General features: G+C 65.6%; 22 protein-coding genes. 14 read left to right on the forward strand and 8 right to left on the reverse strand.

Features of this window, described 5'->3' with window-relative positions; all coding sequences use genetic code 11:
• The first annotated feature begins 2 nt into the window (after positions 1 to 2).
• The 6 genes from AWC14_RS23315 (at position 3) to AWC14_RS23340 (ending at position 6,529) form a co-directional block, all read left to right on the forward strand.
• Positions 3 to 1,127, forward strand: coding sequence for a spirocyclase AveC family protein (locus AWC14_RS23315; RefSeq protein ID WP_045373581.1), 1,125 nt, complete (start codon positions 3 to 5; stop codon positions 1,125 to 1,127).
• Entirely contained in the window at positions 1,120 to 2,019 is a 900-nt protein-coding gene (locus AWC14_RS23320; protein WP_045373599.1) for an SDR family oxidoreductase, read from the forward strand. The genes AWC14_RS23315 and AWC14_RS23320 overlap by 8 nt, the downstream gene beginning before the upstream one ends.
• Complete coding sequence (locus tag AWC14_RS23325) at positions 2,016 to 3,500, forward strand: aldehyde dehydrogenase family protein (protein ID WP_045373578.1); 1,485 nt, start codon at positions 2,016 to 2,018, stop codon at positions 3,498 to 3,500. The genes AWC14_RS23320 and AWC14_RS23325 overlap by 4 nt, the downstream gene beginning before the upstream one ends.
• Positions 3,501 to 3,514: 14 nt before the next feature.
• Positions 3,515 to 4,732 carry a cytochrome P450 gene (locus tag AWC14_RS23330; protein ID WP_045373575.1) on the forward strand — a complete coding sequence of 406 codons (1,218 nt, stop codon included), beginning with the start codon at positions 3,515 to 3,517 and terminating at the stop codon, positions 4,730 to 4,732.
• Positions 4,733 to 4,734: 2 nt separating this feature from the next.
• Positions 4,735 to 5,370 (forward strand): maleylpyruvate isomerase family mycothiol-dependent enzyme, encoded by a 636-nt coding sequence (locus AWC14_RS23335; RefSeq protein WP_045373596.1) that lies wholly within the window; start codon positions 4,735 to 4,737, stop codon positions 5,368 to 5,370.
• 91 nt (positions 5,371 to 5,461) lie between these two features.
• Positions 5,462 to 6,529 (forward strand): phosphotransferase family protein, encoded by a 1,068-nt coding sequence (locus tag AWC14_RS23340; protein WP_045373572.1) that lies wholly within the window; start codon positions 5,462 to 5,464, stop codon positions 6,527 to 6,529.
• An 83-nt stretch (positions 6,530 to 6,612) separates the two neighbouring features.
• Here the strand turns inward: AWC14_RS23340 and AWC14_RS23345 are convergent, their stop codons facing one another.
• Complete coding sequence (locus tag AWC14_RS23345; protein WP_045373569.1) at positions 6,613 to 7,434, reverse strand: mycofactocin-coupled SDR family oxidoreductase; 822 nt, start codon at positions 7,432 to 7,434, stop codon at positions 6,613 to 6,615.
• Positions 7,431 to 8,600 carry an acyl-CoA dehydrogenase family protein gene (locus AWC14_RS23350; RefSeq protein WP_045373565.1) on the reverse strand — a complete coding sequence of 390 codons (1,170 nt, stop codon included), beginning with the start codon at positions 8,598 to 8,600 and terminating at the stop codon, positions 7,431 to 7,433. The genes AWC14_RS23345 and AWC14_RS23350 overlap by 4 nt, the downstream gene beginning before the upstream one ends.
• An 89-nt stretch (positions 8,601 to 8,689) precedes the next feature.
• Here AWC14_RS23350 and fabG point away from each other — a divergent pair, with 89 nt between their 5' ends.
• From fabG to AWC14_RS23375, 5 genes are read left to right on the forward strand one after another with little or no spacing between them, the layout of a single operon-like run.
• Entirely contained in the window at positions 8,690 to 9,430 is a 741-nt protein-coding gene (fabG, locus tag AWC14_RS23355; RefSeq protein ID WP_045373562.1) for a 3-oxoacyl-ACP reductase FabG, read from the forward strand.
• A 2-nt stretch (positions 9,431 to 9,432) separates the two neighbouring features.
• Positions 9,433 to 10,650 (forward strand): acetyl-CoA C-acetyltransferase, encoded by a 1,218-nt coding sequence (locus tag AWC14_RS23360; protein WP_045373559.1) that lies wholly within the window; start codon positions 9,433 to 9,435, stop codon positions 10,648 to 10,650.
• Positions 10,651 to 10,652: 2 nt separating this feature from the next.
• Entirely contained in the window at positions 10,653 to 11,840 is a 1,188-nt protein-coding gene (locus tag AWC14_RS23365) for a CoA transferase (protein ID WP_428839000.1), read from the forward strand.
• Positions 11,841 to 11,851: 11 nt separating this feature from the next.
• Positions 11,852 to 13,045, forward strand: coding sequence for an acyl-CoA dehydrogenase family protein (locus tag AWC14_RS23370; RefSeq protein ID WP_045373553.1), 1,194 nt, complete (start codon positions 11,852 to 11,854; stop codon positions 13,043 to 13,045).
• Between the two features lie 2 nt (positions 13,046 to 13,047).
• Complete coding sequence (locus tag AWC14_RS23375; protein ID WP_045373550.1) at positions 13,048 to 13,737, forward strand: GntR family transcriptional regulator; 690 nt, start codon at positions 13,048 to 13,050, stop codon at positions 13,735 to 13,737.
• Here AWC14_RS23375 and AWC14_RS23380 read toward each other — a convergent pair.
• From AWC14_RS23380 to AWC14_RS23405, 6 genes are read right to left on the reverse strand one after another with little or no spacing between them, the layout of a single operon-like run.
• A complete protein-coding gene (locus tag AWC14_RS23380; protein ID WP_045373547.1) occupies positions 13,732 to 15,300 on the reverse strand; it encodes a class I adenylate-forming enzyme family protein in 1,569 nt (522 codons plus the stop codon). The genes AWC14_RS23375 and AWC14_RS23380 overlap by 6 nt on opposite strands.
• Entirely contained in the window at positions 15,293 to 16,855 is a 1,563-nt protein-coding gene (locus tag AWC14_RS23385) for a class I adenylate-forming enzyme family protein (protein WP_057003476.1), read from the reverse strand. Before AWC14_RS23385 ends, AWC14_RS23380 begins: the two co-directional genes overlap by 8 nt.
• A complete protein-coding gene (locus tag AWC14_RS23390) occupies positions 16,845 to 18,290 on the reverse strand; it encodes a class I adenylate-forming enzyme family protein (protein WP_045373593.1) in 1,446 nt (481 codons plus the stop codon). Before AWC14_RS23390 ends, AWC14_RS23385 begins: the two co-directional genes overlap by 11 nt.
• A complete protein-coding gene (locus AWC14_RS23395) occupies positions 18,290 to 19,069 on the reverse strand; it encodes an enoyl-CoA hydratase/isomerase family protein (protein ID WP_045373544.1) in 780 nt (259 codons plus the stop codon). The genes AWC14_RS23390 and AWC14_RS23395 overlap by 1 nt, the downstream gene beginning before the upstream one ends.
• Complete coding sequence (locus tag AWC14_RS23400; protein WP_045373589.1) at positions 19,066 to 19,869, reverse strand: enoyl-CoA hydratase/isomerase family protein; 804 nt, start codon at positions 19,867 to 19,869, stop codon at positions 19,066 to 19,068. Before AWC14_RS23400 ends, AWC14_RS23395 begins: the two co-directional genes overlap by 4 nt.
• Positions 19,870 to 19,882: 13 nt before the next feature.
• The gene (locus AWC14_RS23405) at positions 19,883 to 20,704 is read right to left on the reverse strand and encodes an enoyl-CoA hydratase/isomerase family protein (RefSeq protein WP_045373541.1); all 822 of its coding nucleotides are present in this window, start codon (positions 20,702 to 20,704) and stop codon (positions 19,883 to 19,885) included.
• 122 nt (positions 20,705 to 20,826) lie between these two features.
• Between AWC14_RS23405 and AWC14_RS23410 the strand changes: the two genes are divergently transcribed.
• Genes AWC14_RS23410 through AWC14_RS23420 form a run of 3 tightly spaced genes read left to right on the forward strand, consistent with a single transcriptional unit; the run spans position 20,827 to position 23,157 of the window.
• Positions 20,827 to 21,495: a hotdog family protein gene (locus AWC14_RS23410; RefSeq protein ID WP_045373538.1), complete on the forward strand. Its 669-nt coding sequence runs from the start codon at positions 20,827 to 20,829 to the stop codon at positions 21,493 to 21,495.
• A 1-nt stretch (position 21,496) separates the two neighbouring features.
• Positions 21,497 to 22,282 (forward strand): FadR/GntR family transcriptional regulator, encoded by a 786-nt coding sequence (locus AWC14_RS23415; RefSeq protein ID WP_045373535.1) that lies wholly within the window; start codon positions 21,497 to 21,499, stop codon positions 22,280 to 22,282.
• Positions 22,279 to 23,157: an enoyl-CoA hydratase/isomerase family protein gene (locus AWC14_RS23420; protein ID WP_045373532.1), complete on the forward strand. Its 879-nt coding sequence runs from the start codon at positions 22,279 to 22,281 to the stop codon at positions 23,155 to 23,157. The genes AWC14_RS23415 and AWC14_RS23420 overlap by 4 nt, the downstream gene beginning before the upstream one ends.
• The last annotated feature ends 108 nt before the right edge of the window (positions 23,158 to 23,265 follow it).

Raw genomic sequence — 23,265 nt, forward strand, 5'->3', positions numbered from 1 at the left:
CCGTGACTGCCGAACAAACAGCAACTGCTGCCGCCACGCCCGCCGAACCGCGGCAGCGCTCATGGGCCGGTCCCTTGTGGGTCGTGGTCGCGCTGGTGCTACTGGCCCTGGTCGCCGCCAACGCCCGCAAGGGTGCGGTGTCGCCGCGCATCCGCAATCCCGAAGTCCACGGGGCGCCAAGGCCGGTGGAGCCGTTGTTCGGCTACCACCATTGGCTGGATCTGTTCCAGATCTTCACGATCGTCTCGATGCTGATCATCATCGCGGTCTACGTGGTGGTGTGGCGGCGCAACCCCAAACACCCTGTGCTGCTGATGGGAATCGTCACGACGCTCATCGTCTGGCAGGACCCCATCATGAACTGGTCGCCGTATGCGGTGTACAACCCGGAGCTGTGGCACTGGCCGGAGGACTGGCCGCTGGTGTCACTGTCGCCCACCGTGGAGCCGTTCCTGGTGATCGGGTACATCATGTTCTACCTGGGCCCGTACTTTCCGGCGATCTGGATCCTGCGCAAGATTCAGGCCCGCAGGCCCGTCGACTCGTTTGTCTGGCGCCATCCACTGATCAGCCTGGCCTTGATCATCTTGCCGGTCGGGATCGTCATCGACGCGATGCTGGAGATGACACTGGTGCGCACCGGCTTTTACATCTACTCCCAAGTGGTTCCGTTCGGATCGGCGTTCACCGGCGAGACCTATCAGTTTCCCTTCATCTGGGAAACCGTGATGGTGACGTTCGTGATGATCCCCGCCGGTGTCCTGCTCTACCGCGACGACACTGGCCGCACCGTGGCCGAGAAGCTGACCCAGCGGGCGCGGATTTTCGCCGGCCGGCCGGCACTCGGCATGTTCGTGGTGATGTTCGTGCTGATCAACCTCGCCTACTTCTGCTACGGCACCGGCTTCGCGATCATCAAGTGGACCAGGACGGCCACCTCGGTCGCCTGCCCGTGGCCGTATCCGGAGGCCAAAGTGTATGACCCCCAAGGCTTCTACGAGCGCAGCGGGCAATCCGGACCGTACTCGGTCGGTATCTGGTCGACTTGGATGAGCGCACAGCCGAACGGACGTCCCCATGTGGAGCTGCCTGCGGACGGCGGGCGGTGTGGGCCCGGCCATGGGTGACCAGCGCACCGTCGTCATCACCGGCGCGTCGCGCGGACTGGGCCTGGCGTCCGCAGCACACCTGCACAAACAGGGCTGGCGTGTGGTGGCCGCCATGCGAACGCCGGAGCGCGGCCTTGCGGCATTGCGCTCTAAAATTATTGCGGGAGTGGATGATTCGCGATTGATCGCCGTCCCGCTGGACCTCACCGACGCGGCTTCGGTCACCGCCGCCGGCAAGGCGATCGAGGAGGCCGTCGGCGCTCCGCATGCGCTGGTGCACAATGCGGGGATCTCGGCCGCCGGGACGCTCGAAGAGACGCCGATGGACCTGTGGGAGCGGATGTTTGCCACCCACATCTTCGGGCCGGTACTGCTCACCAAGACGCTGTTGCCGTCGATGCGTGCCGCGGGGCGCGGGCGCATCGTGGTGATCTCCAGTCAGGGCGGGGTGCGGGGCATGCCGGAGACGTCGGCGTACTCGGCGGCCAAGGGCGCACTGGAACGCTGGGCCGAATCGCTGGCCGGCGAGGTGGCACCGTTCGGGCTGGGCGTCACCATCTTGGTGACGGGGACCTTCGACACCGACATTATCACCGACGCGGGGACGTCGGACCTCCGTGACGTCAGCGGGCCGTACGCGGCGTTGCACAACAAGATTGACCGGCGGGGTCGCGGAGCGATGCGATTGCTGGCGCGGCCACCGGAGCGGTTCGCCCCGCGCCTGGCCAAGGCGTTGGACGACCGTGCGCCGTTTGCTCGGCATGCCGTAGGCGTCGACGCCCGCATGTTGATGGTTGCCAACCGGCTGCTTTCCAGTAAGGCTCTCCATAGGGTGACCCGTCTGGCGGTGGGCATCCCGCGTCCCGGCGCGCTGCGCAGCACCCCCAACCACAGAGAGCGACAAACATGACTGAGGCTGTAAAGGTCCGTTTCGAGTCGAAAATGATGATCGACGGCAAGCTCGTCGACGGCCAGGCCGGCACCTTCACCAACATCAACCCTGCCACCGAGGAGCCGATTGGCGAGGTCGCCGACGCGTCCAAGGAGGACATGCACCGGGCCATCGACGCGGCCCGGCGAGCCTTCGACGAGACCGACTGGTCGACCAACCACAAGTTGCGCCAACGCTGCCTGTTGCAACTGCATGACGCGATCGACGCCGAGCGCGAGGAGCTGCGCGAGGAACTCATCCTCGAAGCCGGTGCCCCGCGGGCGATCACGTTCGGACCTCAGCTGGACGCTCCGTTGGAAGACGGGCTGCGCTATCCCGCCAAGCTGATCGACGAGTACCCGTGGGAAACCGACTTGGGCGACAAGACGATCAGCCTCACCGGGACGCTGACCACGCGCAAGGTGTGGCGGGAACCGGCCGGGGTGGTCGGTGCGATCGTGCCGTGGAACTTCCCGTTCGAGGTCACGATCAACAAGCTCGGCCAGGCGCTGGCCACCGGCAATACCGTGGTGCTCAAGCCGGCGCCGGACACTCCGTTCAATGCGACCCGTCTAGGCCGGCTGATCGCCGACAAGACGGACATCCCAGCGGGTGTCGTCAACGTCGTCACCGCGTCGGATCACCTGGTGGGCGAGGAGCTCACGCTGTCGCCGAAAGTCGACCTGATCTCGTTCACCGGCTCGACGGCGGTCGGAAAGCGCATCATGGAAAAGGGCGCGGCGACCATGAAGCGGCTGTTCCTCGAGCTCGGCGGCAAGTCGGCCACGATCGTGCTGGAGGACGCCGACTTCGGGATGGCATGCGCAATCGGCATCGCGCCGTGCATGCACGCCGGGCAGGGCTGCGCCAACCCGACCCGGATGCTGCTGCCGCGGTCGCGCTACGACGAAGGTGTCGCGATCCTCAAGAGCATCTACGAGAACGTCATGCCGGGCGACCCACAAGACCCCGGAACGCTGTGCGGCCCGGTCATTTCGGACAAACAGCGCCAGCGCGTGCTGGGCTACATCAGAAAGGGCGTCGAAGAGGGCGCGACGGCGCTGGTCGGCGGGCCGGATGCGCCGACCGGTTTCGACAAGGGGTTCTTCGTCAGGCCAACGCTTTTCGTGGACGTCGACAACTCGATGACGATTGCCCAGGAGGAGATCTTCGGTCCCGTGCTGGCCGTGATCCCCTTCGACGACGAGGAAGACGCGATCCGGATCGCCAACGACAGCCCGTACGGGCTGGCGGGCAACGTGATGTCGGGTTCGCTGGAGCATTCGTTGGAGGTGGCCCGCCGGATTCGAGCCGGCTTCATGGGCGTCAACGGTGGCGCTCCGTACGGCGCCGACACCCCGTTCGGCGGATACAAGTACAGCGGCGTGGGACGGCAAAACGGTGTGGCCGGGTTCGACCAGTACACCGAGATCAAGTCCGTGGGCTATCCGGCGGGCTGACCGAAGGGACGCGAATGCAGCTGTTTGATGATCTGGAGGATTTCGGGTCCTTCGACGACGTTGTCTCGGGTGACGTTCGTGACCCCTATACCGAGTTGGCCCGATTGCGGCGCGAGGAACCGGTGCAGCGCATCGACTTCTCGGGAATGCCGCACGAGGAGTCCAAGCCGGTCTTCATGGTGTATCGCTATGAAGAGGTCCAGCAGATGCTGCGTGACAACGAGACGTTCTCGTCGGCGATCATCATCGATGCGTTCGGCGATGTGCTGGGCAAGCATGTCATGCTCGGGATGGACGAGCCGGAACACGGTCGTCACCGCTCTTTGGTGGCAAAGGCGTTCTCGCAGAAGGCGTTGGCGCGGTGGGAAGACGAACTGATCGGGAAGGTCGGCAACGAGCTGATCGATCAGTTCGCCCCCCGCGGCAGCGCGGATCTGGTGAAGGAGTTCACGTTTCCCTATCCGACCCAGGTCATTGCCGCCCTGCTGGGTTTGCCGCGCGAGGACTATCCCCAGTTCCAGCGTTGGTCGATCTCACTGCTGAGTTTCACGGTCAACCCGGAGCGCGGCCGGGCAGCATCTGCGGCGTTGACCGACTATTTCACGCCGATCCTCGCAGCGCGGCGTACCGAACCCCGCGACGATCTGATCAGCGGTCTCGCCCAGGCCGAGATCGACGGCGAGAAGCTGTCCGACGAGGAGATCTTCTCGTTCTTGCGGTTGTTGCTTCCGGCGGGCGTCGAAACCACTTACCGCTCACTGGGAAACATGTTGTTCGGCTTGCTGTCCGACCCCGTGCAGCTCGATGCGGTGCGCGCCGACCGCTCACTGCTGCCGCAGGCGATCGAGGAGGCGGTGCGGTGGGAACCGCCGTTGTTGACGATCACTCGGGTCGCGACGCGTGATACCGAGTTGGCCGGCGTGCCAATCCCCGCGGGGTCGTCGGTGATGCCGATGCTGGGCGCGGCCAACCGGCAAGACGACCGGTACCCCGACCCGGACCGGTTCGACATCTTCCGATCGCCGCGAGCGCATATCGGTTTCGGCCACGGCGTGCACGTCTGTCTCGGAATGCACTTGGCTCGGCTGGAGATGCGGGTGGCGCTCAATCTGATGTTCGACCGACTACCGAACCTGCGGCTCGACCCCCACGGCGACGACCCGCACATCCGCGGTCAGGTATTCCGCTCGCCGACGTCGCTGCCGGTGTTGTTCGAGGCGTGGGCGGGCTAGTCGTGGACCGCGAATTTGTCTTCGCGGCCGTCGCCGACGAGCGACGCAAGATTGCCAGTCTGCTGGAAGGCTTGGACGCTACGCAGCTGACGACGCCGAGCTTGTGCTCGGATTGGGATATCAAAACCGTGGCGGCGCATGTCGTTAGCACAGTCACCGACGGCACTTCGGCGTTTCTGCGGCTCGCCCTACGCCGGGGCAGCATGGCTCGCGCGATCGACGAGTTGGCACGGCGTGGTGCGCAACTGTCGGCCGCCGAGATCGCGGCCAATTTGCACCGATGTGCGGCTCGGCCAATCAGTCCGCCGTTGTTCGGACCACTGGACCCCCTCGCGGACGTTCTGGTACATAGTGGTGACATCACGATTCCGCTCGGTCTGCCGTTCCGTCCTGACCCGCAGCTAGCGGCGCTGGCGATGGACTTCCTGACCGGCCCGTGGCCATTCGGCTTTGTTCCGTTAGGCCGGCTGCGTGGGATTAGCCTGCGCGCGACCGATATTTCTCGGGTCTGGCGCAGCGGTGCGGAAATTCGTGGGCCGGTTTCGGCCTTGATGATGGCTACCTGCGGGCGCACGGCGTTGTTGCACCTGCTCGAGGGTCCAGGACTGCCGCGGCTGTGCCAGCGAATGTCTGGCTGAGAACCTGACAGGCGGACCACTCGGCCGCGACGCGTGCCGTATGCCCTACAGTTGGCGAGTCAGTCAATCAAAGACCGGGAGGTGCGGGTCTATGGCCATTCCGCGCTACCCGGACGACGTCACCTGCGAGTGGCTGTCGGCTGTACTCAGCAGTGACCGGACGCAAGTCGAGGTCTCCGACGTCGACGTCATAGCTATCGGCACCGGGCAGACCGGGGCGACCTATCGGGTGTCGGCGCGGTACGCGAGCAATCCTGATGCCCTGCCGGAGACGTTTGTGATCAAGCTGCCGGCCCAAGACGATACGGTGCGCGACCGCGTCACGATTGGCTACCGCAGCGAATGCGCTTTTTACTCGACGGTGGCCGACCGGGTGCAAGTGCCGGTGCCGCGATGTTTCTACAGCGAGATCAGCGAAGACGCAATGGAATATGCCCTGCTGCTGGCAGACCAGGCACCCGCGGTGCAGGGCGACCAACTTGGGGGCTGCGGTGAGCAGGCGGCACGGCTGGCCGTCACCGCGCTGGCCGGGCTGCACGGGCCCAGCTGGTGCGACCCGGTCTGGCTGGATTTCCCGGGGATTGCGTTCGCGCGGCCCGACGAAGCGTCGGCCCAGGGTCTCGGTGAGGTCGCGCAAATGAGTGCGGACATCACGCTGGACAAGCTCGGTGGCCGGATGAGCGTGGTCGACCGGGAAACCTTCACCACCGCAATGCGTTTGGTGACGCCGTGGCTGTTGGCCGAGCAAGACCGATTCGCGCTGCTGCACGGTGACTACCGCTTGGACAACATGCTGTTCGATCCCGACGCCAACACGGTCAGCGTCGTCGACTGGCAGACGCTCGGCGTCGGGTTGCCGGCCCGGGACCTCGCGTACTTCACCGCGACCAGCCTCAAGCCGCAACTACGCGCAGCGATCGAAGCGGATCTGGTCGACGAGTATCACCGGGCGCTCTGCGGCTACGGCGTCACCGACTATGACCGCGAAACATGTTGGCGCGATTACCGACTCGGCATGCCGCAGGCATTGCTGATCTCCGCGTTGGGATTTGCATTCGCCACGGCCACCGACCGCGGTGACGAGATGGTGCTGACGATGCTTGCGCGCGGCTGCCAAGCCATCCGTGACCTCGGCACGCTGGAGTTGATCGGGGGATAGCCGGGCCTGCCGCGAGCGGGCGTGTCCCCGGCCGACACTCCGTGTCGATTGCCGGGATCACGCACGCTCGCGCAAGGCGGGCATCAGTATTGCGTGGAGCCCTCGTCGACCGGAATTGCCGCCGCGGTGACATTGCGAGATTCGTCGCTGGCCAGCCAGCAGACCGCATCGGCAATGTCTTCCGGCTCGGCCACCCAGCTCGGCAGAAACGGCGTAAGCATATTGGCCAGCTGCGGATTGGTTTCGGTGGTGGCGGTGATCGCGGCAACCATGTCACCGCTTCCCATCGCGGTGTTCACTGGACCGGGATGCACGCTGTTGACCCGAATCGAATGCTTGCCGAGCTCCGCGGCGAACGCGCGGGCCATCCCGGTCACGGCGTGCTTGCTGGCGGTGTAGTGGACCATGAACGGCTGGATCTTGATGCCGGCGGCGGAGCTGATCAAGATGATGGACCCGCCCCGGCCGCCGTCGATGATCTTCTGCGCACCGGCCATCACGGTGTTCCACGTGCCAGTTACGTTGACGTCCATGACATCCCGAAACGATTCCGGGGTGATGTCGTTCCAGGCCTGCGGAGCCGAAATGCCGGCGTTGGCAACGATGATGTCCAGCCGCCCCAGCTTGGCCACACCGTCGTCAACCGTGTCGCGCAGTCCGTCGAAGTCACGGACATCGATTTCTGCGGCCAGGATTCGACGGTCGGCGGCTTCCACCAGGCGGACCGTTTCGGCCAAGTCTTCGGGGGTCGCCGAATCATAAGGGACGCACGGCGGTAGCTTGCCGGCCACGTCGACCGCGATGATGTCGGCGCCCTCGCTGGCCATCCGCACCGCGTGCGCGCGGCCTTGTCCCCGCGCCGCACCGGTGATGAACGCCACCTTGCCCGCGAGTCGACCGCTCATGCTCGTTGTCCCCTCGAAGCCGCCCTCACCAGATTCGATCCGACGATCAGGCGCTGAATCTCACTGGTTCCCTCATAAAGTCGCAGTAGGCGAACGTCGCGATAGATCCGCTCCACCGGCACCTCCCGCATGTAGCCGCTGCCACCGTGGATCTGCACCGCGAGATCGGCGACCTTGCCGGCCATTTCGGTGCAATACAGCTTCGCCGCCGACGGTGCGATCCGGCGGTCCTGATTGGTGATCCACAACCGGGCGGCTTCACGCACCAGCGCGCGCCCGGCTATCACTCCGGTCTGCTGGTCGGCCAGCATCGCTTGCACCAACTGGAAGTTGCCGATCGGTGTGCCGCCCTGCGTCGCGGTGGCCGCATAGGTCACCGATTCGTCGAGTGCCCGCTGTGCCGTTCCGACGGCGAGCGCGGCGATGTGGATCCGGCCGCGCGCCAGCGACGTCATCGCCGCCCGATAACCCAGGTCTTCGCTGCCGCCGACCAGCGCGCCGGCCGGCACGTGCACGTCGCTGAAGCTGACGTCGGCCGTCCAGGCGCCTTCCTGGCCCATCTTGGCGTCCTTGGAACCGACCTGGACACCGGGGGTGTCGGCTGGAACCAGGAACACCGCGATGCCGGGGCCGTTGTGGTCGGCCGGGCGGGTGCGAGCGAACACCACGAACAGATCGGCAACGGGCGCGTTGGTGATGAAGCGCTTCTCACCCAAAATCACCCAATTGCCGTCGTCGCGAACAGCTTTCGTGCGCAGACCAGCCGGATTGGAGCCGGCGCCGGCCTCGGTCAACGCGAAGGAAGCGACGACCTCACCGGAAGCCATCGCCGCCAGCCAGCGAGATTTTTGCTCGTCGGTGCCGAAACCGACCAGCACCTGACCGGCGATGCCGTTGTTGGTGCCGAACATCGAGCGCAACGCCAGCGACGTGTAGCCCAGCTCCATCGCGAGCTCGACATCCTGCGCCAGGTTCAGGCCGAGCCCACCCCACTCCTGGGGGATGGCGTACCCGAACAAGCCCATCTGCTTGGCCTGATCGCGCAGGTCGTCGGGCACCCTGTCGTTGGCCAGGATTTCCTGCTCGCGCGGGACGACGGCCGCGCGGACGAACTCGCGGGTCTGCGCCAGGACCTGCTGGAAATCGTCGTCGTCGACCGTCGTCATGAAGCTCCTTTCGGGCCACTATCCGCCGGTGATCATATATGAAATAGGATGTCTGAGATTACGGAGGTCGACAGGAGGATGGTGATCAGGTGTCGTTGCTGACCGGTCAGACGGCGGTCGTCACAGGCGGCGCGCAGGGATTGGGATTCGCCATAGCCGAACGGTTCGTGGCCGAGGGTGCGCGGGTGGTGCTCGGCGATGTGAATCTCGAGGCAACTGAGGCTGCGGCGAAGCGGTTGGGCGGCGACGACGTTGCGTTGGCGGTGCGGTGCGACGTCACCGTCGCGGCTGACGTCGACGTGCTCGTTGGAACGGCTGTGGAGCGGTTCGGCGGCCTGGACGTCATGGTCAACAACGCCGGGATCACCCGCGACGCGACGATGCGCAAGATGACCGAGGAACAGTTCGACGAAGTGATCGCGGTGCATCTGAAGGGGACCTGGAACGGCACCCGCAAGGCCGCGGCGATCATGCGGGAAAACAAGCGTGGCGCCATCGTGAACATGTCGTCGCTGTCGGGCAAGGTCGGGCTGGTCGGGCAGACTAATTACTCGGCGGCCAAGGCCGGCATCGTGGGCATGACCAAGGCCGCGGCCAAGGAGCTGGCCCACCTCGGAGTACGGGTCAACGCGATTGCGCCTGGTCTGATCCGCTCCGCCATGACCGAGGCTATGCCGCAACGTATTTGGGATGAGAAGGTGGCCGAGGTGCCGATGGGCCGCGCCGGCGAGCCGGCCGAGGTGGCCAACGTCGCGCTGTTTTTGGCGTCGGACATGTCGTCGTATATGACCGGGACGGTGCTCGAGGTCACCGGCGGGAGGTTCATGTAGCCATGCGCCATGCGGTGATCTGCGAACCGGTGCGCACGCCGATCGGCCGGTATGGCGGGATGTTCAAGTCGCTGACCGCCGTCGACCTTGGTGTCGCCGCGCTGAAGGGGCTGCTGGACCGAACCAGCCTGCCGCCCGGGGCGGTGCAGGACGTCATCTTGGGACACTGCTATCCGAGCAGTGAGGCACCGGCAATCGGTCGCGTGGTTGCGCTCGATGCCGGGCTGCCGGTCACGGTTCCGGGCATGCAGGTCGACCGGCGCTGCGGCTCGGGCCTGCAGGCCGTCATCCAGGCCTGTCTGCAGATCGCCTGCGGCGACAGTGATCTGGTCATCGCCGGCGGTGCGGAAAGCATGAGCAACGTGGTGTTCTATTCCACCGACATGCGCTGGGGCGGGGCTCGCACCGGGATCCGGGTGCACGACGGGCTGGCCCGCGGACGTACCACCGCCGGCGGCCGGCACTACCCGGTGCCGGGCGGAATGTTGGAGACGGCCGAGAACCTGCGCCGCGAGTACGGCATTTCGCGGCAGGAGCAAGACGAGCTCGCGGTGGCATCGCATCAGCGGGCGGTGGCCGCGCAGAAGAACGGGATCCTTGCCGAGGAGATCATTCCGGTCAGGGTGGCCAGCCGCCACGGCGAGGAGTTGATCGACACCGACGAGCATCCGCGCGCCGACACCACGGTGGAGTCGCTCGCGAAGCTCAAACCCGTTCTGCTGGCTGACGATCCGGATGCGACGGTGACCGCCGGCAATGCCAGCGGACAAAACGACGCGGCGTCGATGTGCGTGGTGACGACACCGGAAAGGGCCGGCGAGCTGGGGTTGACGCCGCTGGTGCGGCTGGTGTCGTGGGCAGTTGCGGCGGTGCCGCCCAACGTGATGGGCATCGGCCCGGTGCCGGCCACCGAGGTGGCGCTGGCCAAGGCGGGGCTTCACCTAAGCGATATGGATCTGATCGAGCTCAACGAGGCCTTCGCCGCGCAGGCGCTTGCGGTGATGCGGGAGTGGGGCTTCACGGCGGCCGACCGGGAGCGCACCAACGTGCACGGTTCGGGGATTTCGCTGGGCCATCCGGTCGGCGCGACGGGCGGGCGGATGCTGGCCACGCTGGCGCGCGAACTTCATCGGCGCGGAGCCCGCTACGGACTGGAGACCATGTGCATCGGCGGGGGCCAGGGGCTGGCCGCGGTGTTCGAACGGGTTGGGTCCCAATGAGTATGCCGTTGACGGATCTGACCGTCGTCGAGGTGTCCAGCTTCGTGGCCGCGCCGCTGTGCGGAATGACGCTGAGCCAGTTGGGCGCAGAGGTGATCCGGGTCGACCCGATCGGCGGCGCCTCCGACGTGCATCGCTGGCCATTGGCGGCCAGCGGAGAGTCGATCTACTGGACCGGGCTGAACAAGGGAAAGCGCTCGGCCACAATCGATTTGCGATCCGCGGACGGCCAGCAGCTGGTCCAGCGGCTGATCGTCGAGGGCGACGGCATCGTGGTGACCAACGCCGCGGGCCTGTCCTGGCTGTCCTATGAACAGTTGGTTGGGCTGCGCTCCGACGTGATCCATGTGCAGTTGCTGGGCCGCGGTGACGGGTCCACCGGCGTGGACTACACGGTCAATGCGGCGACGGGATACCCGTTGGTGACCGGTCCGCCCGACCACGGCGGGCCGATCAACCATGTGCTGCCGGCCTGGGACGTGTGCTGCGGGCTATACGCCGCCCTGGCGGTGACGGCCGCCGTGCACCGTCGCCACCAAACCGGGGCAGGCGCCCAAATCAGCATTGCCCTCGAAGATGTCGCGCTGGCCACCGCCGGCAATCTGGGCTTGCTGACCGAACCTCAAGTCAACGGCACCCAACGGCAGCGGCTGGGCAACGCGATCTACGGCCAGTACGGCCAGGATTTCACCAGCAGCGACGGCGCGGTGTTCATGGTGGTCACGCTGACCGGCCGGCACTTCCGCGACCTCGTCGAGGTCACCGAAACCGGCGCTGCTGTGTCGGCGCTCGCCGACGCTGTGGGCGCCGACTTCAGCGCCGAAGGCGACCGCTATCGATATCGAGATGTGCTGAGCGGGTTGTTTGCCACCTGGTTCGCCGAGCACACCGCAGCGCAGATCAGCGAGGCGCTGGCGGCGACCACCGTGCTCTTCGAGCGCTATCGCACCTTTGCCGAGGTCGCCGAAGACGAGAAGGTGACGGCGAATCCGTTGTTTGGCCGGCTGCACCAAGACGGGCTCGGCGACTATCTGGCGCCGGGCATGCCGGCCGCCTTCGACGGACAGCATCCGGCGAGCAAGCCCGCACCCGCACTGGGCCAAGACACTGCTGAGCTGCTGTGCGAGCGGCTGGGGCTGAGCGCCGCCGACATCGAGCGGCTGGCAAGCGCGAAAACGATCGCCCGCTAGGAGGGATAGCCATGACCAAGCTCGCCCAGACCGTTGGTCTCACCGAAGTCCAGAGCGAGATCGTCGCGACGGTACGGCAATTCGTGGACAAGGAAGTCATTCCCAACGCGCCGGAGCTCGAGCGCACTGACAGCTATCCGCAGGACATCGTCGACCAGATGCGGGAAATGGGCCTGTTCGGTCTGATGATCCCGGTCGAGTACGGCGGGCTGGGCGAGTCGCTGCTGACCTACGCGCTGTGCGTCGAGGAGCTGGCGCGCGGCTGGATGAGCATCTCCGGGGTACTCAACACGCACTTCATCGTCGCCTACATGGTGCGCCAGCACGGCACCGACGCACAGAAGCAGCGGCTGTTGCCGCGGATGGCGACAGGCGAAGTGCGCGGTGCGTTTTCGATGTCCGAGCCTGAACTGGGGTCCGATGTAGCAGCGATCCGCACGCGGGCGCAACGCAATCCCGACGGCACCTACACGATCAACGGCCAGAAGATGTGGTTGACCAACGGCGCCAGTTCGACGTTGGTGGCGACGTTGGTGCGCACCGACGAAGGAGCGGACACGCCGCATCGCAACTTGACGACGTTTCTCATCGAAAAGCCGGTCGGATTCGGCGAAGTGGCGCCCGGCCTGGTGATACCCGGCAAGATCGACAAGCTGGGCTACAAGGGCATCGACACCACCGAGTTCATCTTCGACGGGTACGTGGCCAGCGCCGACGACATCCTCGGCGGCGTGCCCGGACAGGGTTTTTACCACATGATGGACGGCATCGAGGTCGGCCGGGTCAACGTGTCGGCGCGAGCGTGCGGGGTGGCCCTGCGGGCGTTCGAACTCGCCGTGCGCTACGCACAGCAGCGGCATACCTTCGGCAAGCCGATCGCCGACCACCAGGCCATCGCGTTCCAAATCGCTGAAATGGCAACCAAAGTCGAGGCCGCACACCTGATGATGGTCAACGCCGCCCGGCTGAAAGACTCCGGCGAGCGCAACGACGTCGCCGCGGGCATGGCGAAATATCTGGCCAGCGAGTTCTGCTCGGAGGTCACCCAACAGAGCTTCCGCATCCACGGCGGCTACGGATACTCCAAGGAGTACGAGATCGAGCGGCTGATGCGCGACGCCCCGTTTTTGCTCATCGGCGAGGGAACCAGCGAGATCCAAAAGCAGATCATCAGCAAGCGACTACTCGCCGAGTACCGGATCTAACCATGAGCGCCCCCGATTTCGCCGCGCGGCCGCAACTATCCGAAGACGTTGCGCGCTTTGTGCGTAAGCGGATTTTCGACGGCACATACTCGGCAGGGGAGTACGTGCGTCTGGATCAGTTGGCCGCGGAGTTGGGCATCAGCGTCACGCCGGTGCGTGAGGCGCTGTTCGAGCTGCGCGCCGAAGGGCTACTGGCACAACAGCCCCGCCGCGGCTTTGTGGTGTTGCCGGTGACGGGACGTGATCTCGCCGACGTCGCCAACGTGCAGGCACACGTCGGCGGTGAACTTGCCGCACGCGCGGCGGTCAACATCGGCGAGGAGCAGCTGCGCGAGCTCAAGGAAATCCAGGCGCAGTTGGAGGACGCCTATGCCGGCGGCGACGACGAGCTCACCGTTCGTCTCAATCACGACTTCCACCGGGCCATCAACGTTGCCGCCGACTCGCCGAAACTCGCCCAGCTGATGTCCCAGATCACCCGCTACGCACCGGAATCGGTGTTTCCGACCATCCCCGGCTGGCCGGATCAGTCGATCAAAGACCACCGCCGAGTGCTGGCGGCGTTGGCGAAACATGACGCAGAGCTGGCCCGCAAAGCCATGTCCGAGCATCTCGCCGCCGGTGCGGCGCCCTTGATTGAGCACCTCATCGAGCACGGGGTTGTGGAGGAAACCACCAGCCCAAACTCATGACCCCCTACGGCGTCGTCTGCTGGTTGGCGTCGTAGGTTGCCATGCCGACCTCGAACCATGCTCGTCGAACATCTGCCGCAACCGGCCGACGTCAACCTTGCCGGTGGCGCCCCGCGGAACCGCGTCATCCGAATCCACCAACAGCCACACCGTCGGCACCTTGAAGGAACTCAGCAGCGCCCGCGCCGATGCGCGGAGCTGTTCGACGGTCACGACGGCGGTGTCACACACGATCACCGCACCCACCTGGTTGCCTTGTGCGCCGGCCACGTTCGTGACAAGTGCATTGTCGACACCGTCGATTTCCCGCAAGGCGCGTTCGACTTCGCCGGGATACACGGTGGCGCCGCTGACTTTGAACATGTCGTCGGACCGGCCGTGGTAGAACAGAAACCCGTCGTCGTCCAGACGGCCGAGATCGCCGGTGGGGTAGAAGCCGTCGACAGTAAAAACGTCTTCGCGAGCGCGCCGGCAGATGCCGCGCAGCGTGTGCGGGCCCCGAATCTGGATCATCCCAACGGTTCCCGTCGGCACAGGACGTCCGCTGTCGGGGTCGGTGATCCGGACCTCCATCCCAGGAAAGGGTTTGCCGCAGCTTCCCCAGGCGGATCGTGGCATATCGGTGTCGGCGGGATAGCCGCAGTAGGGTCCTAACGCCTCGGTCATGCCGAACAGCGTCGCCCGCGCTCCGGGTTCCGAGCGTTGCTCGGACGGCAGCAAAGCCTCGAGGCTGCCCGGGCGCAGCCCCGACAAATCAGCTGTACTGGCATGGCGCGCCAGCGCTTCGGCCTGATCGGGCCAGCCACGAAACAGCGTGACCCGTTCACGCTCCAGCAGCCGCAGCGTGGTTTCCGGTCGGGGGACTTCCTCGGTCACCAGCGTGGCGCCGGCCAGCAGCGCCGACAGCACACCTCCGCCAAAGCCACCGACCCAGAAGAACGGCATCGGCAGATACAGCCGGGTATCCGCGTCGATGCAGCGGCTGGCCAGACCGGACTTCACGGCGCCCAGCGCGCTGCCATGCGAATGCACGACTCCTTTCGGCGGTCCGCTGCTCCCGGACGTGAACATGATGACCATCGGGTCGCTGGGTGTCACCGTCTCGGTCAATGCGTCGACGATCCGGGCGGCACGCTCGGTGGGGCGCATCGTTGCGACCTGATCTGCGGTCCACACTTGTCGCAGCGCGGGAAGCTGGTCAGGCTGCAGGTCGTCGAGATAGCGGTGGCCGCGGAATTCCTCGACGCTGACTAGGAATTGCACCGCGGCGCCTCGCAGCTGCGCCAGTAGTTCACACGGCTGCAAGAGGGTGCTCAACGGAACGAGTACCGCGCCGACGCGGGTCAGCGCGATCGCGATCTGCACCCAGCGCGCACTGTTGGGCATGATCAGCCCGACGCGTGTTCCCTTCGCGATACCAGCTTCGACGAATGCCGCAGCCAAACCGCGCGTGCTCGAGTCGAGTTCGCGGTAGCTCAGCCGGTCGGCCGGGTCGATCACCATCGGTTTGGTGCCGTGCTGACCGGCGCGCAACCGTACCACCCCGTCGATGGTGTCAGGCATCGAACAGCTTCTTCAATCGGCGCAGGTCGACCTTGCCGCTGGACTGCAGCGGAATCTCGGTGGGCCGCACCACCGCAAACCGCTTGGGAATCTTGTATGCCGAGAGCTCGGCCCGCAGTCGCTCACGAAGTAGCCCTTCGTCGAACGGCGTGCCGTCCTCGACGGCTACCACCGCCGCAACCGCTTGCCCGCGTTCGGGATCGGGGATGCCGAGCACATGCGCGACGGCGCCGCCGGTGACTTTGGTGATCGCCTTTTCCACCTCCGCCGGTGAGACGTTGGCGCCTGCAGTCTTGATCATCGAGTCGCGGCGGCGGATGAAATAGACGAAGCCGTCGCGGTCGACTGCCACCAGGTCACCGGTGTGGAACCAGCCGTCGGCGTCGAAACATTCTTCGCGGCTGCGCTTGTAATACCGCTGCATCAGATAAGGGCCGCGGATACATAGTTCGCCGAGTTCGCCCTCCTGGACTCGCCGGTCAGAAGACGGGTCGATGACCTTGATGTCGAATCCAGGAGCCGGTTTTCCGAACGAGCCGCGCCGGTGCTCGGGCTGGTCGGTTTCGTCGCCGCTGATCAGCACGACGCTGCCGGCCTCGGTGAGTCCGAGCATGTTGTGCCGCAACTCGGGGTCGGCCGGTCGCACGTCCGGCGCCATGATCGGATATAGGTTGCCGCGCCGCATCGACGACAGGTCGCGGTCGGCGAAGCTCGAATGGCGCGTCAGGTGGGCGACTGCAGCGGCGAAACCGTTGGTGATCGTGGGTCTTTCAGCTTCGAGCAAATCCAGCGTCGCGGCGGCGTCGGTGGCATTGGAGCACACCAACGTGGATCCGGCGACCAGCGTGGCGAGCACCGCGAACCCGAAACCGCCAATCCAGAAGAACGGCGAATTGCAGAACAGCTTGTCAGCGGCGCTCAGTCCGCGGATCTCGTTGAGATTCTTCTGGTGGCCGAGCAGTGCGGCGTGTGTGTGCAGCACCCCTTTGGGCGCGCTGGTGGTACCCGACGTGTAGATGATCGCCAGCGGATCTGATCCGTCGACGTCGTCTTCCAGCGCCGTCAGCAGCCGATCGTCGGCCAACGGCCACGCATTGTCGATACCGAAGAGCACACGACGCAGCTGCGGCACCCGGAGGCTGAATAACCGGTCGGCAGAGTCGAGTTCAACGTCCGACAGCACTTCCGCCAGCCGTTGCCGATAGTTGTGGGAGCGGTACGACGGCGCCGCGAGAAGGATCTCGACATCGCTGTCGACCAATTGCTCGCGTAATTCTGATGCGGTGACGAACGTGGAGAACGGGACGACGACGGCGCCGATTCGCGCTGCCGCCAGCATCGCCACGATGAAGGCAATGCCGTTGGGATACAACAGCCCCACATGAGTTCCCTTGCCGGCGCCGAGATCCAGGAGACCACGAGCCAGCCGCGCCGAGCGCCGTTCGGCCTCGCCATAGCTGATGCGCTCGGAGTCGCAGACCAGCAGCGGATGCTTCCCCCGCGTACTGGCCTGCAGCCGAAGGACACGGCCTACGGTGGGCGGCTCAGCCCGCACGAGCCGACTCGTTGAAGTAGGCGCGCACCGCTGCCAGGTCCGGCTTGCCCGACGGCGTTCGCGGAATTTCGTCGACAATCGCGATGTCGGTAGGAATTTCGTAACGTGCCAACCGCTTCCGAAGGTGCTTCGTCAACGCGGCCACATCCGCAGACCCAGCCCTGCGCAGCTCCACCATCGCGACGGGTGTCGCCCCAAGGCGGTCGTCGCGCCGGCCGACCACCGCGGCGCCGGCCACCGCAGGGTGGCTTTCCAGCGTGAGCCGCACGTCGTCGGGCATTATCTTGAAACCGCCGCGGATGATCGCCTGGTCGGCGCGCCCGACGATCCACAGAAATCCGTCGGCGTCGATGCGCGCCATGTCCGTGGTGCGCATCCACTCCGTCGACGGTCCCAGCTGCCCGGGTTTGACTTCGAGCAGCCCGACTTCGTCGGGTCCGAGCGGAGTGCCGTCCTCGCCGACCACCCGCAACTGTGCACCGAAGCTGGCGCGTCCCACACTGCCGCGCTTGGCCGCCCAGTACTTCTGGTAATCGGCCAACGTCCAGCCGGCGACGCCGCCCCCGAATTCCGTAGCGGCATAAGAGGTCAAGACAGGAACGCCGAATTTCTCGTAGAAGGCATCCGCGTCGTCAGCCGACAGCGGCGCAGTCCCCGACGTCACGGCCCGGATGCTCTGTAGGTCCTCGCGTGTCAACTCGGAGTGCAACACCATGCGTAGCGCCGCCGGTACCAGCGACACGGCCCGCGGCTTGTGCCTGCGCACGGCGTCGGCCCACCGCGCGAGCTCGAATCGCTCCAGCAGCACGAACGGCCTTGCCTCCGCGACGCATTGCAGTACCCGGAACACGCCGCCGATGTGTACCAGCGGCGAGTTGACGATGGCCACACCGCGGCGTAACTCGGTAGGCGCCGCTGCTCCATTGCTGTCGGGGCCGATCACGCTGTGCGCCAGCATGTCGTAGGTGAGGTCAATTCGCTTGGGCGGACCGGTGGTTCCGCTGGTCAACATCCGCACCGCGACTGCGGAACGCGTTTCGGCGGAGCCGCCGGTTCGGATCGCCAGTAGTTCGCCGGCCGAGCAAGCAATCCGCACCGGTGTCGACGAGCCGGCCAGCGCCGTCACATCGCCGGGTTCGCCGATGATGAGCGGAAGGTCCAGTTGTTCCAGGTCGGTCCTCGTACGCTCATCCCCACGCGCGGGGTTGACGACGACGACCGTTGCGCCGCTGAGTAGCACGCCGAGGAGCGCGGCGACGTGCACCGGCTTGTTGCGCAACAGAATGCCGACCTGCCCGGTTCCGGCGAGGGAGCGGATCGCGCCGGCGGCGTCATCCAGCTCTCGCCACGACAACCATTGGCCGTCATACTCGATGGCCGACGCGTCGGGCTGCAGAGCGAGGACGTCGGCGATGCGCCGACTGAGCCGATGCATCACCGGATCCTCGGCTGCACCGCCGTGCGTCCCTGGGCGGTGAGTTCGGCGGTGCCGATCGGATTACCGAGCCGGGTGTAGATGAGGTTCTGCTCCATCGCGGCCCGATAGGGCTTGTCGAGCGATTCCCAGATGGCCTTGACGGTGCCCTGGATCGCCGACGGTGGTTTGGCCGCGATGGCCGCGGCGATCTGGTGCGCGCGGGCCCAGAGCCGTTCGGGGGAGACCACTTCGGAGACCAATCCGATCCGCAGCGCGGTGTCCGCGCCGACGCGTTCGTCGTTGCCCATCAACGCTATCCGCAGCGTTTCGCCCAGGCCGATGCGGCGCATCAATCCGATGGGCTCCAGTGCGCAGACCAGGCCCGCCGATACGTGGGAGTCGAAAAAGGTGGCGTCCGTGGAGCAGATGACGACGTCGGATTCGTTGACGAAATAGAACGCGCCGGCGGTGCACATGCCCTGTACTGCGCAGACCACGGGTTTCCACATCTTCTGCCACTTGGGGCTGAGCGGTTCGCCGGGATCCTCGTGGTTCCAGACGTTTTCCGGCTGGCCGTAGGGCGTCTTGATGTCGAGTCCGGCGCTGAACGCGCGGTCACCAGCCGCGCGCAGCACCACCGCGTGGACCACGTCGTCGGCCTTGACGACCCGCCACGCCTCGGCCATCTCGTCGCACATCGTGCGGTTGAATGCATTGAGGTGATCGGGACGGTTGAGCGTGATGGTGGCCACTCGGTCGTCGGGATTGACGTCGAGCAGGATGGTTTCGAAGCTCATCGGCACTGCCACTCCGGCGCCCGCTTTTCGACAAAGGCTTTGGGACCCTCGAGTGAATCCTCGGTGTGCAGATTGCGCTCGCGGAAGGATTCGGCCAGCATCTCGGCTTCGTGCAGAGGCAGATCCAGACCTTTGAGGATCGCCAGCCGGGTGCCGCGCACGGCCAGCGGCGCGTTGCTGTTCACGATGTCGGCGATTTCGTGGGCGCGTTCCAATAGCCTTTCGTGTTCGACGATTTCGCTGATCATTCCGAGCTCGTAGGCCCGTTGGGCGCTCATCCGTTCGTGCTTGCCCATCAGTGCCATCCGCAGGGCGATCGAGCGCGGCAGCACCCGGGCCACCCTGACCACCTCACGGCCGGCCACCAGCCCGATGCTGACGTGCGGGTCGAAGAACGTCGCCTTGTCGGATGCGATGACGATGTCCCCGGTAGTCACCCAGTCCAGGCCCGCGCCGCAACAGATTCCGTTGATGGCGGCCAACACCGGTTTTGCCATCGTCCGAAACGGCGGTGTGCCCTCCTGCGGCGCTTCCCACTGTTCGTAGGTCGACAGATAGGGCCGTTCGTTGATCACCTTGCCGTCGCCGGGGATGGCCTTGACATCGGCACCGGTGCAGAAGGCACGTCCGGTGCCGGTCACGATGAGAAGCCAGATGTTGTCGTCGTTTTCGGCCTCGTGGTAGGCGGCGCGCAACTCGGTGATCATATGCGGGCTGAGCGCGTTGAGGGCGTCCGGCCGATTCAAGGTGATGGTGGCCTTATGCTCGTCGACCTCGTATTTGATGGTGTCGAACGACATGGTCTTCCCTTCGTCAGCGCCCACGGAAATCGGGCTCCCGGCGTTCCCGGAATGCGGCCAGGCCTTCTTTGAAATCGCCGGTGCGACAGGATAGCTCGAGGTTGAAGAGCTCCTGGGTCATCGACTGGCTCAGGGTCGCGTGCTGGCCGTAGTGGATGGCCTGCTTGGCCAGTCCGATCGCTACGGTGGGCCCGGATGCCAGTCGGGCGACCAAGTCTTCGGCCGCGTTGTCGAGGTCTGCCGGGCTGACGGCGCGATAGATCAGGCCCCAGTCGGCGGCATCCGATGCGTCGACTTGTTCGCCGAGCAGCAGCATCTGCTTGGCCCGTGTCAACCCGACCAGCCGCGGCAGCAGCCAGCTGGAGCCCGAGTCCAGGCTGAAACCCCGGGCCAAAAACGGCTCCCAGAACAGCGCATCCGAGGCGGCCACGGTGAAATCGGCGGCCAACGCCAGGTTGCACCCTAGGCCCACCGCCCAGCCCCGCACGGCGCATACCACCGGTAGCTGGATGCTGTGGATCAGTTCGATGACGCGGTGGGCGGCGTGGGGGATACGCCGGACCAGATCGCCAGTGCGCGGTCGCTGCTGGCCCGATTCGTTAGTGGCGATCCAATCGGCCCCCGCGCAGAAGTCGTCACCCGCGCCGCGAATGAGGATGGCGCGCAACGAATCGTTGGTGGCTGCCTCGGTCAGCGTGTCGACGAACGCGTCGATCATCGAGTGGCTCAGGGCGTTGCGCCGCGACGGCCGGTCAAGGGTTAGCCGCAAGACCGGGCCGTCCCGGCGCACCGCGAGCGAGCCGTCGTCGCGCGTGGAATCGAGCTCGTGACTCACCGTTGAATCCGCCCTTCCCCGCCGCTACGGTTAGCCATACAGTAGGCAATACGATTCCTGCCCTGTATAACTTAGCAAGGAAAGCCGGTCGGCGGAACATTCGCGTCGGGAAAGAGGACACAATGGCGCAGGCCAGCGGACCCGGAAGCGCCCGGTTCGGCGAGCAACCGCTCGCCCAGACCGTCGCCGCTGCCGGCGCGATTCGGCGACTGAGCTCGCTGCTGCTGGCGCTCGAACATCCACATCCTGCAGTGGACGCGATGCTCGCCCAGTGCGCCGAGTGGGAACGGGAGCTCACTGCGGCGGCGCCGCCGGACAGCAGCCCGCGAATCGGTGACGACGACGGCGGCAGCCGGCGGGTGTATCTCGACCACGCCACTGACATCGGCGCGTTCAACCCATGCTTTCCCGAGTACCGCTTCGATCACCTCGACGGCCAGACCGCGGCGGGACGGGTCACCTTTCCGCTGGTGTACGAGGGCCCGCCGGGGTTGGTGCACGGCGGGTTTCTGGGTGTCTTCTTCGACTGCGTCATCCAGCACCAGAACTGCGTCACCGGGTTGTCCGGTAAGACGCGTTCGCTCAACGTCACCTTCCGCCGGCCGACACCCATTCTCACCGAACTGCGCTTCGATATCACTCGATCCGAGGCCGAGCGAGGCATTACCTCGACAGCCCGGCTGTCGCTCGACGCGGAGGTGCTATGCATTGGCCAGGTCGACACGCTGGCCATGCCGCCGGACAAGTTGACCGGATACCGGTTCGGCAAGCGACGAGCCGAGAAGTCCTGACATGACGCGCATTCGCCAACCACGTGTCGCCGAAATCGTGGCGTCGCGGCTGCGCGATGACATCCTGTCGGGACGGCTCAAGGAAGGCGACGTGCTGCCGTCGCAGGAGAGCATGTTCGGCGAATTCGGGGTTAGCCCGCCGGCGCTGCGCGAGGCGATCCACATTCTGGAGGCGGACGGGCTGATCTCGGTGCGCCGCGGCAACATCGGCGGCGCGGTTGTGCACCAGCCGACTGCCGAACGGACCGCGCAGATGATCAGCATGGTCTTGCAGGCGCGGGCCGCGACACCGGCCGACGTCAGCGAGGCGCTGTTGCATCTCGAACCGATCTGCGCGGGCATGTGTGCCGCACGCGAAGACCGGATGACCGAAGTGGTGCCCTATCTGCAAGCCGAAATCGATGTGCAGGCAGAACAATTCGACGATGTTGCCCGTTACGTGCCTAACGCCAGGCGATTCCATGAGGCGCTGGTTTCCCGATGCGGCAACGAGCCGATGATCCTGCTGATCGGTTCACTGGAGCTGATCTGGTCCGCACACGAGTCGTCGGTGTGGAGCGACGACGGCAACCCCGCGCCCATGGGCGGTAAAACCAGGCGCGCCGCGTTACGCGACCATCAGCGTCTGCTCGACGCAATCCGCGACGGCAATGCCGCACGAGCGGTCCGGCTGGCGCAAGACCACCTGGCTGCCGCGCGTCGCAACACTCTTGCCTTCGGCACCGACAAAACCATCGAGGCCAATCGGGTGTCGAATGGCGGGCGCAGAAAGGAGTCGCTCAGATGACAGCGACAGACGATCGTGTTCTCTTCGAAGTCGATCCGGAGAAGCGCATCGCCACGATCACGTTGAACAATCCCCAACAGCGCAACTCTTATGACGCGACGATGCGCGACACCATGGCGCGTTACCTCGATCGGGTTGCCGACGACGACGACCTCACCGTGGTGCTGTTGCGCGGAGCCGACGGCGTCTTCAGCACCGGCGCCGACATGAACAACGCCTACGGCTGGTACGGCGAGCGCGGCAAGCCGCACGCCAAAAGCCGTCCCAGTCAACGTCGCCGATTAGCGGTGGATCGGAAATCGTTCGGCTTCTACCACAACCTGATGGGTTTTCCGAAGGTCACCGTCGGCGAGATCAGCGGCTACGCGCTCGGTGGTGGTTTCGAGATGGCGCTGATGACCGACATTTCGGTGATCGCGCGCAACACGAAAATCGGTATGCCGGCCACCCGCTTTCTGGGTCCGGCACTGGGCAGCCTGCACATGTTCTTCCACCGGCTGGGTCCGGTGCTGGCGCGGCGGCTGCTCCTGACCGGCGACATCATCGAGGCCGGCACCGTCGAACATCTCGGAATCTTCACCGACACTTGCGATCCCGGCATGGTCACCACGCGGGCCCGATACTGGGCGGAGAAAGCGGCGAAAATGCCGGCCGATGGTGTGGTTATCGCCAAGGAGGCGTTCAGGCTCGTCGAGCAGAGTCAGGCGTACCAGGGGGAGGAAGTGGCCAGCTACTTGTTCCACGCATTCGGTACCAACTTGCAATTCGCGCCCGGCGAGTTCAACTTCGTCAAGACCCGCGCGCAGCACGGAACCAAAGAAGCATTCCGGCTACGCGACGAACACTTCGACGTCCCGGAGCCCGAATCACCGTAGGTCACCTCTCCCCGCGAGCCCTCTGACCCTTCCGGGGGCCGCCTCGCAGGCGTGAAAATGGGGTCGGGTCGCCCGCCACGCCGGTCACTCTATGGGACTTTGGAACCC

Origin of the sequence: Mycobacterium kyorinense (assembly GCF_002101735.1) — a bacterium.
GTDB classification, from domain to species: Bacteria; Actinomycetota; Actinomycetes; order Mycobacteriales; family Mycobacteriaceae; genus Mycobacterium; species Mycobacterium kyorinense.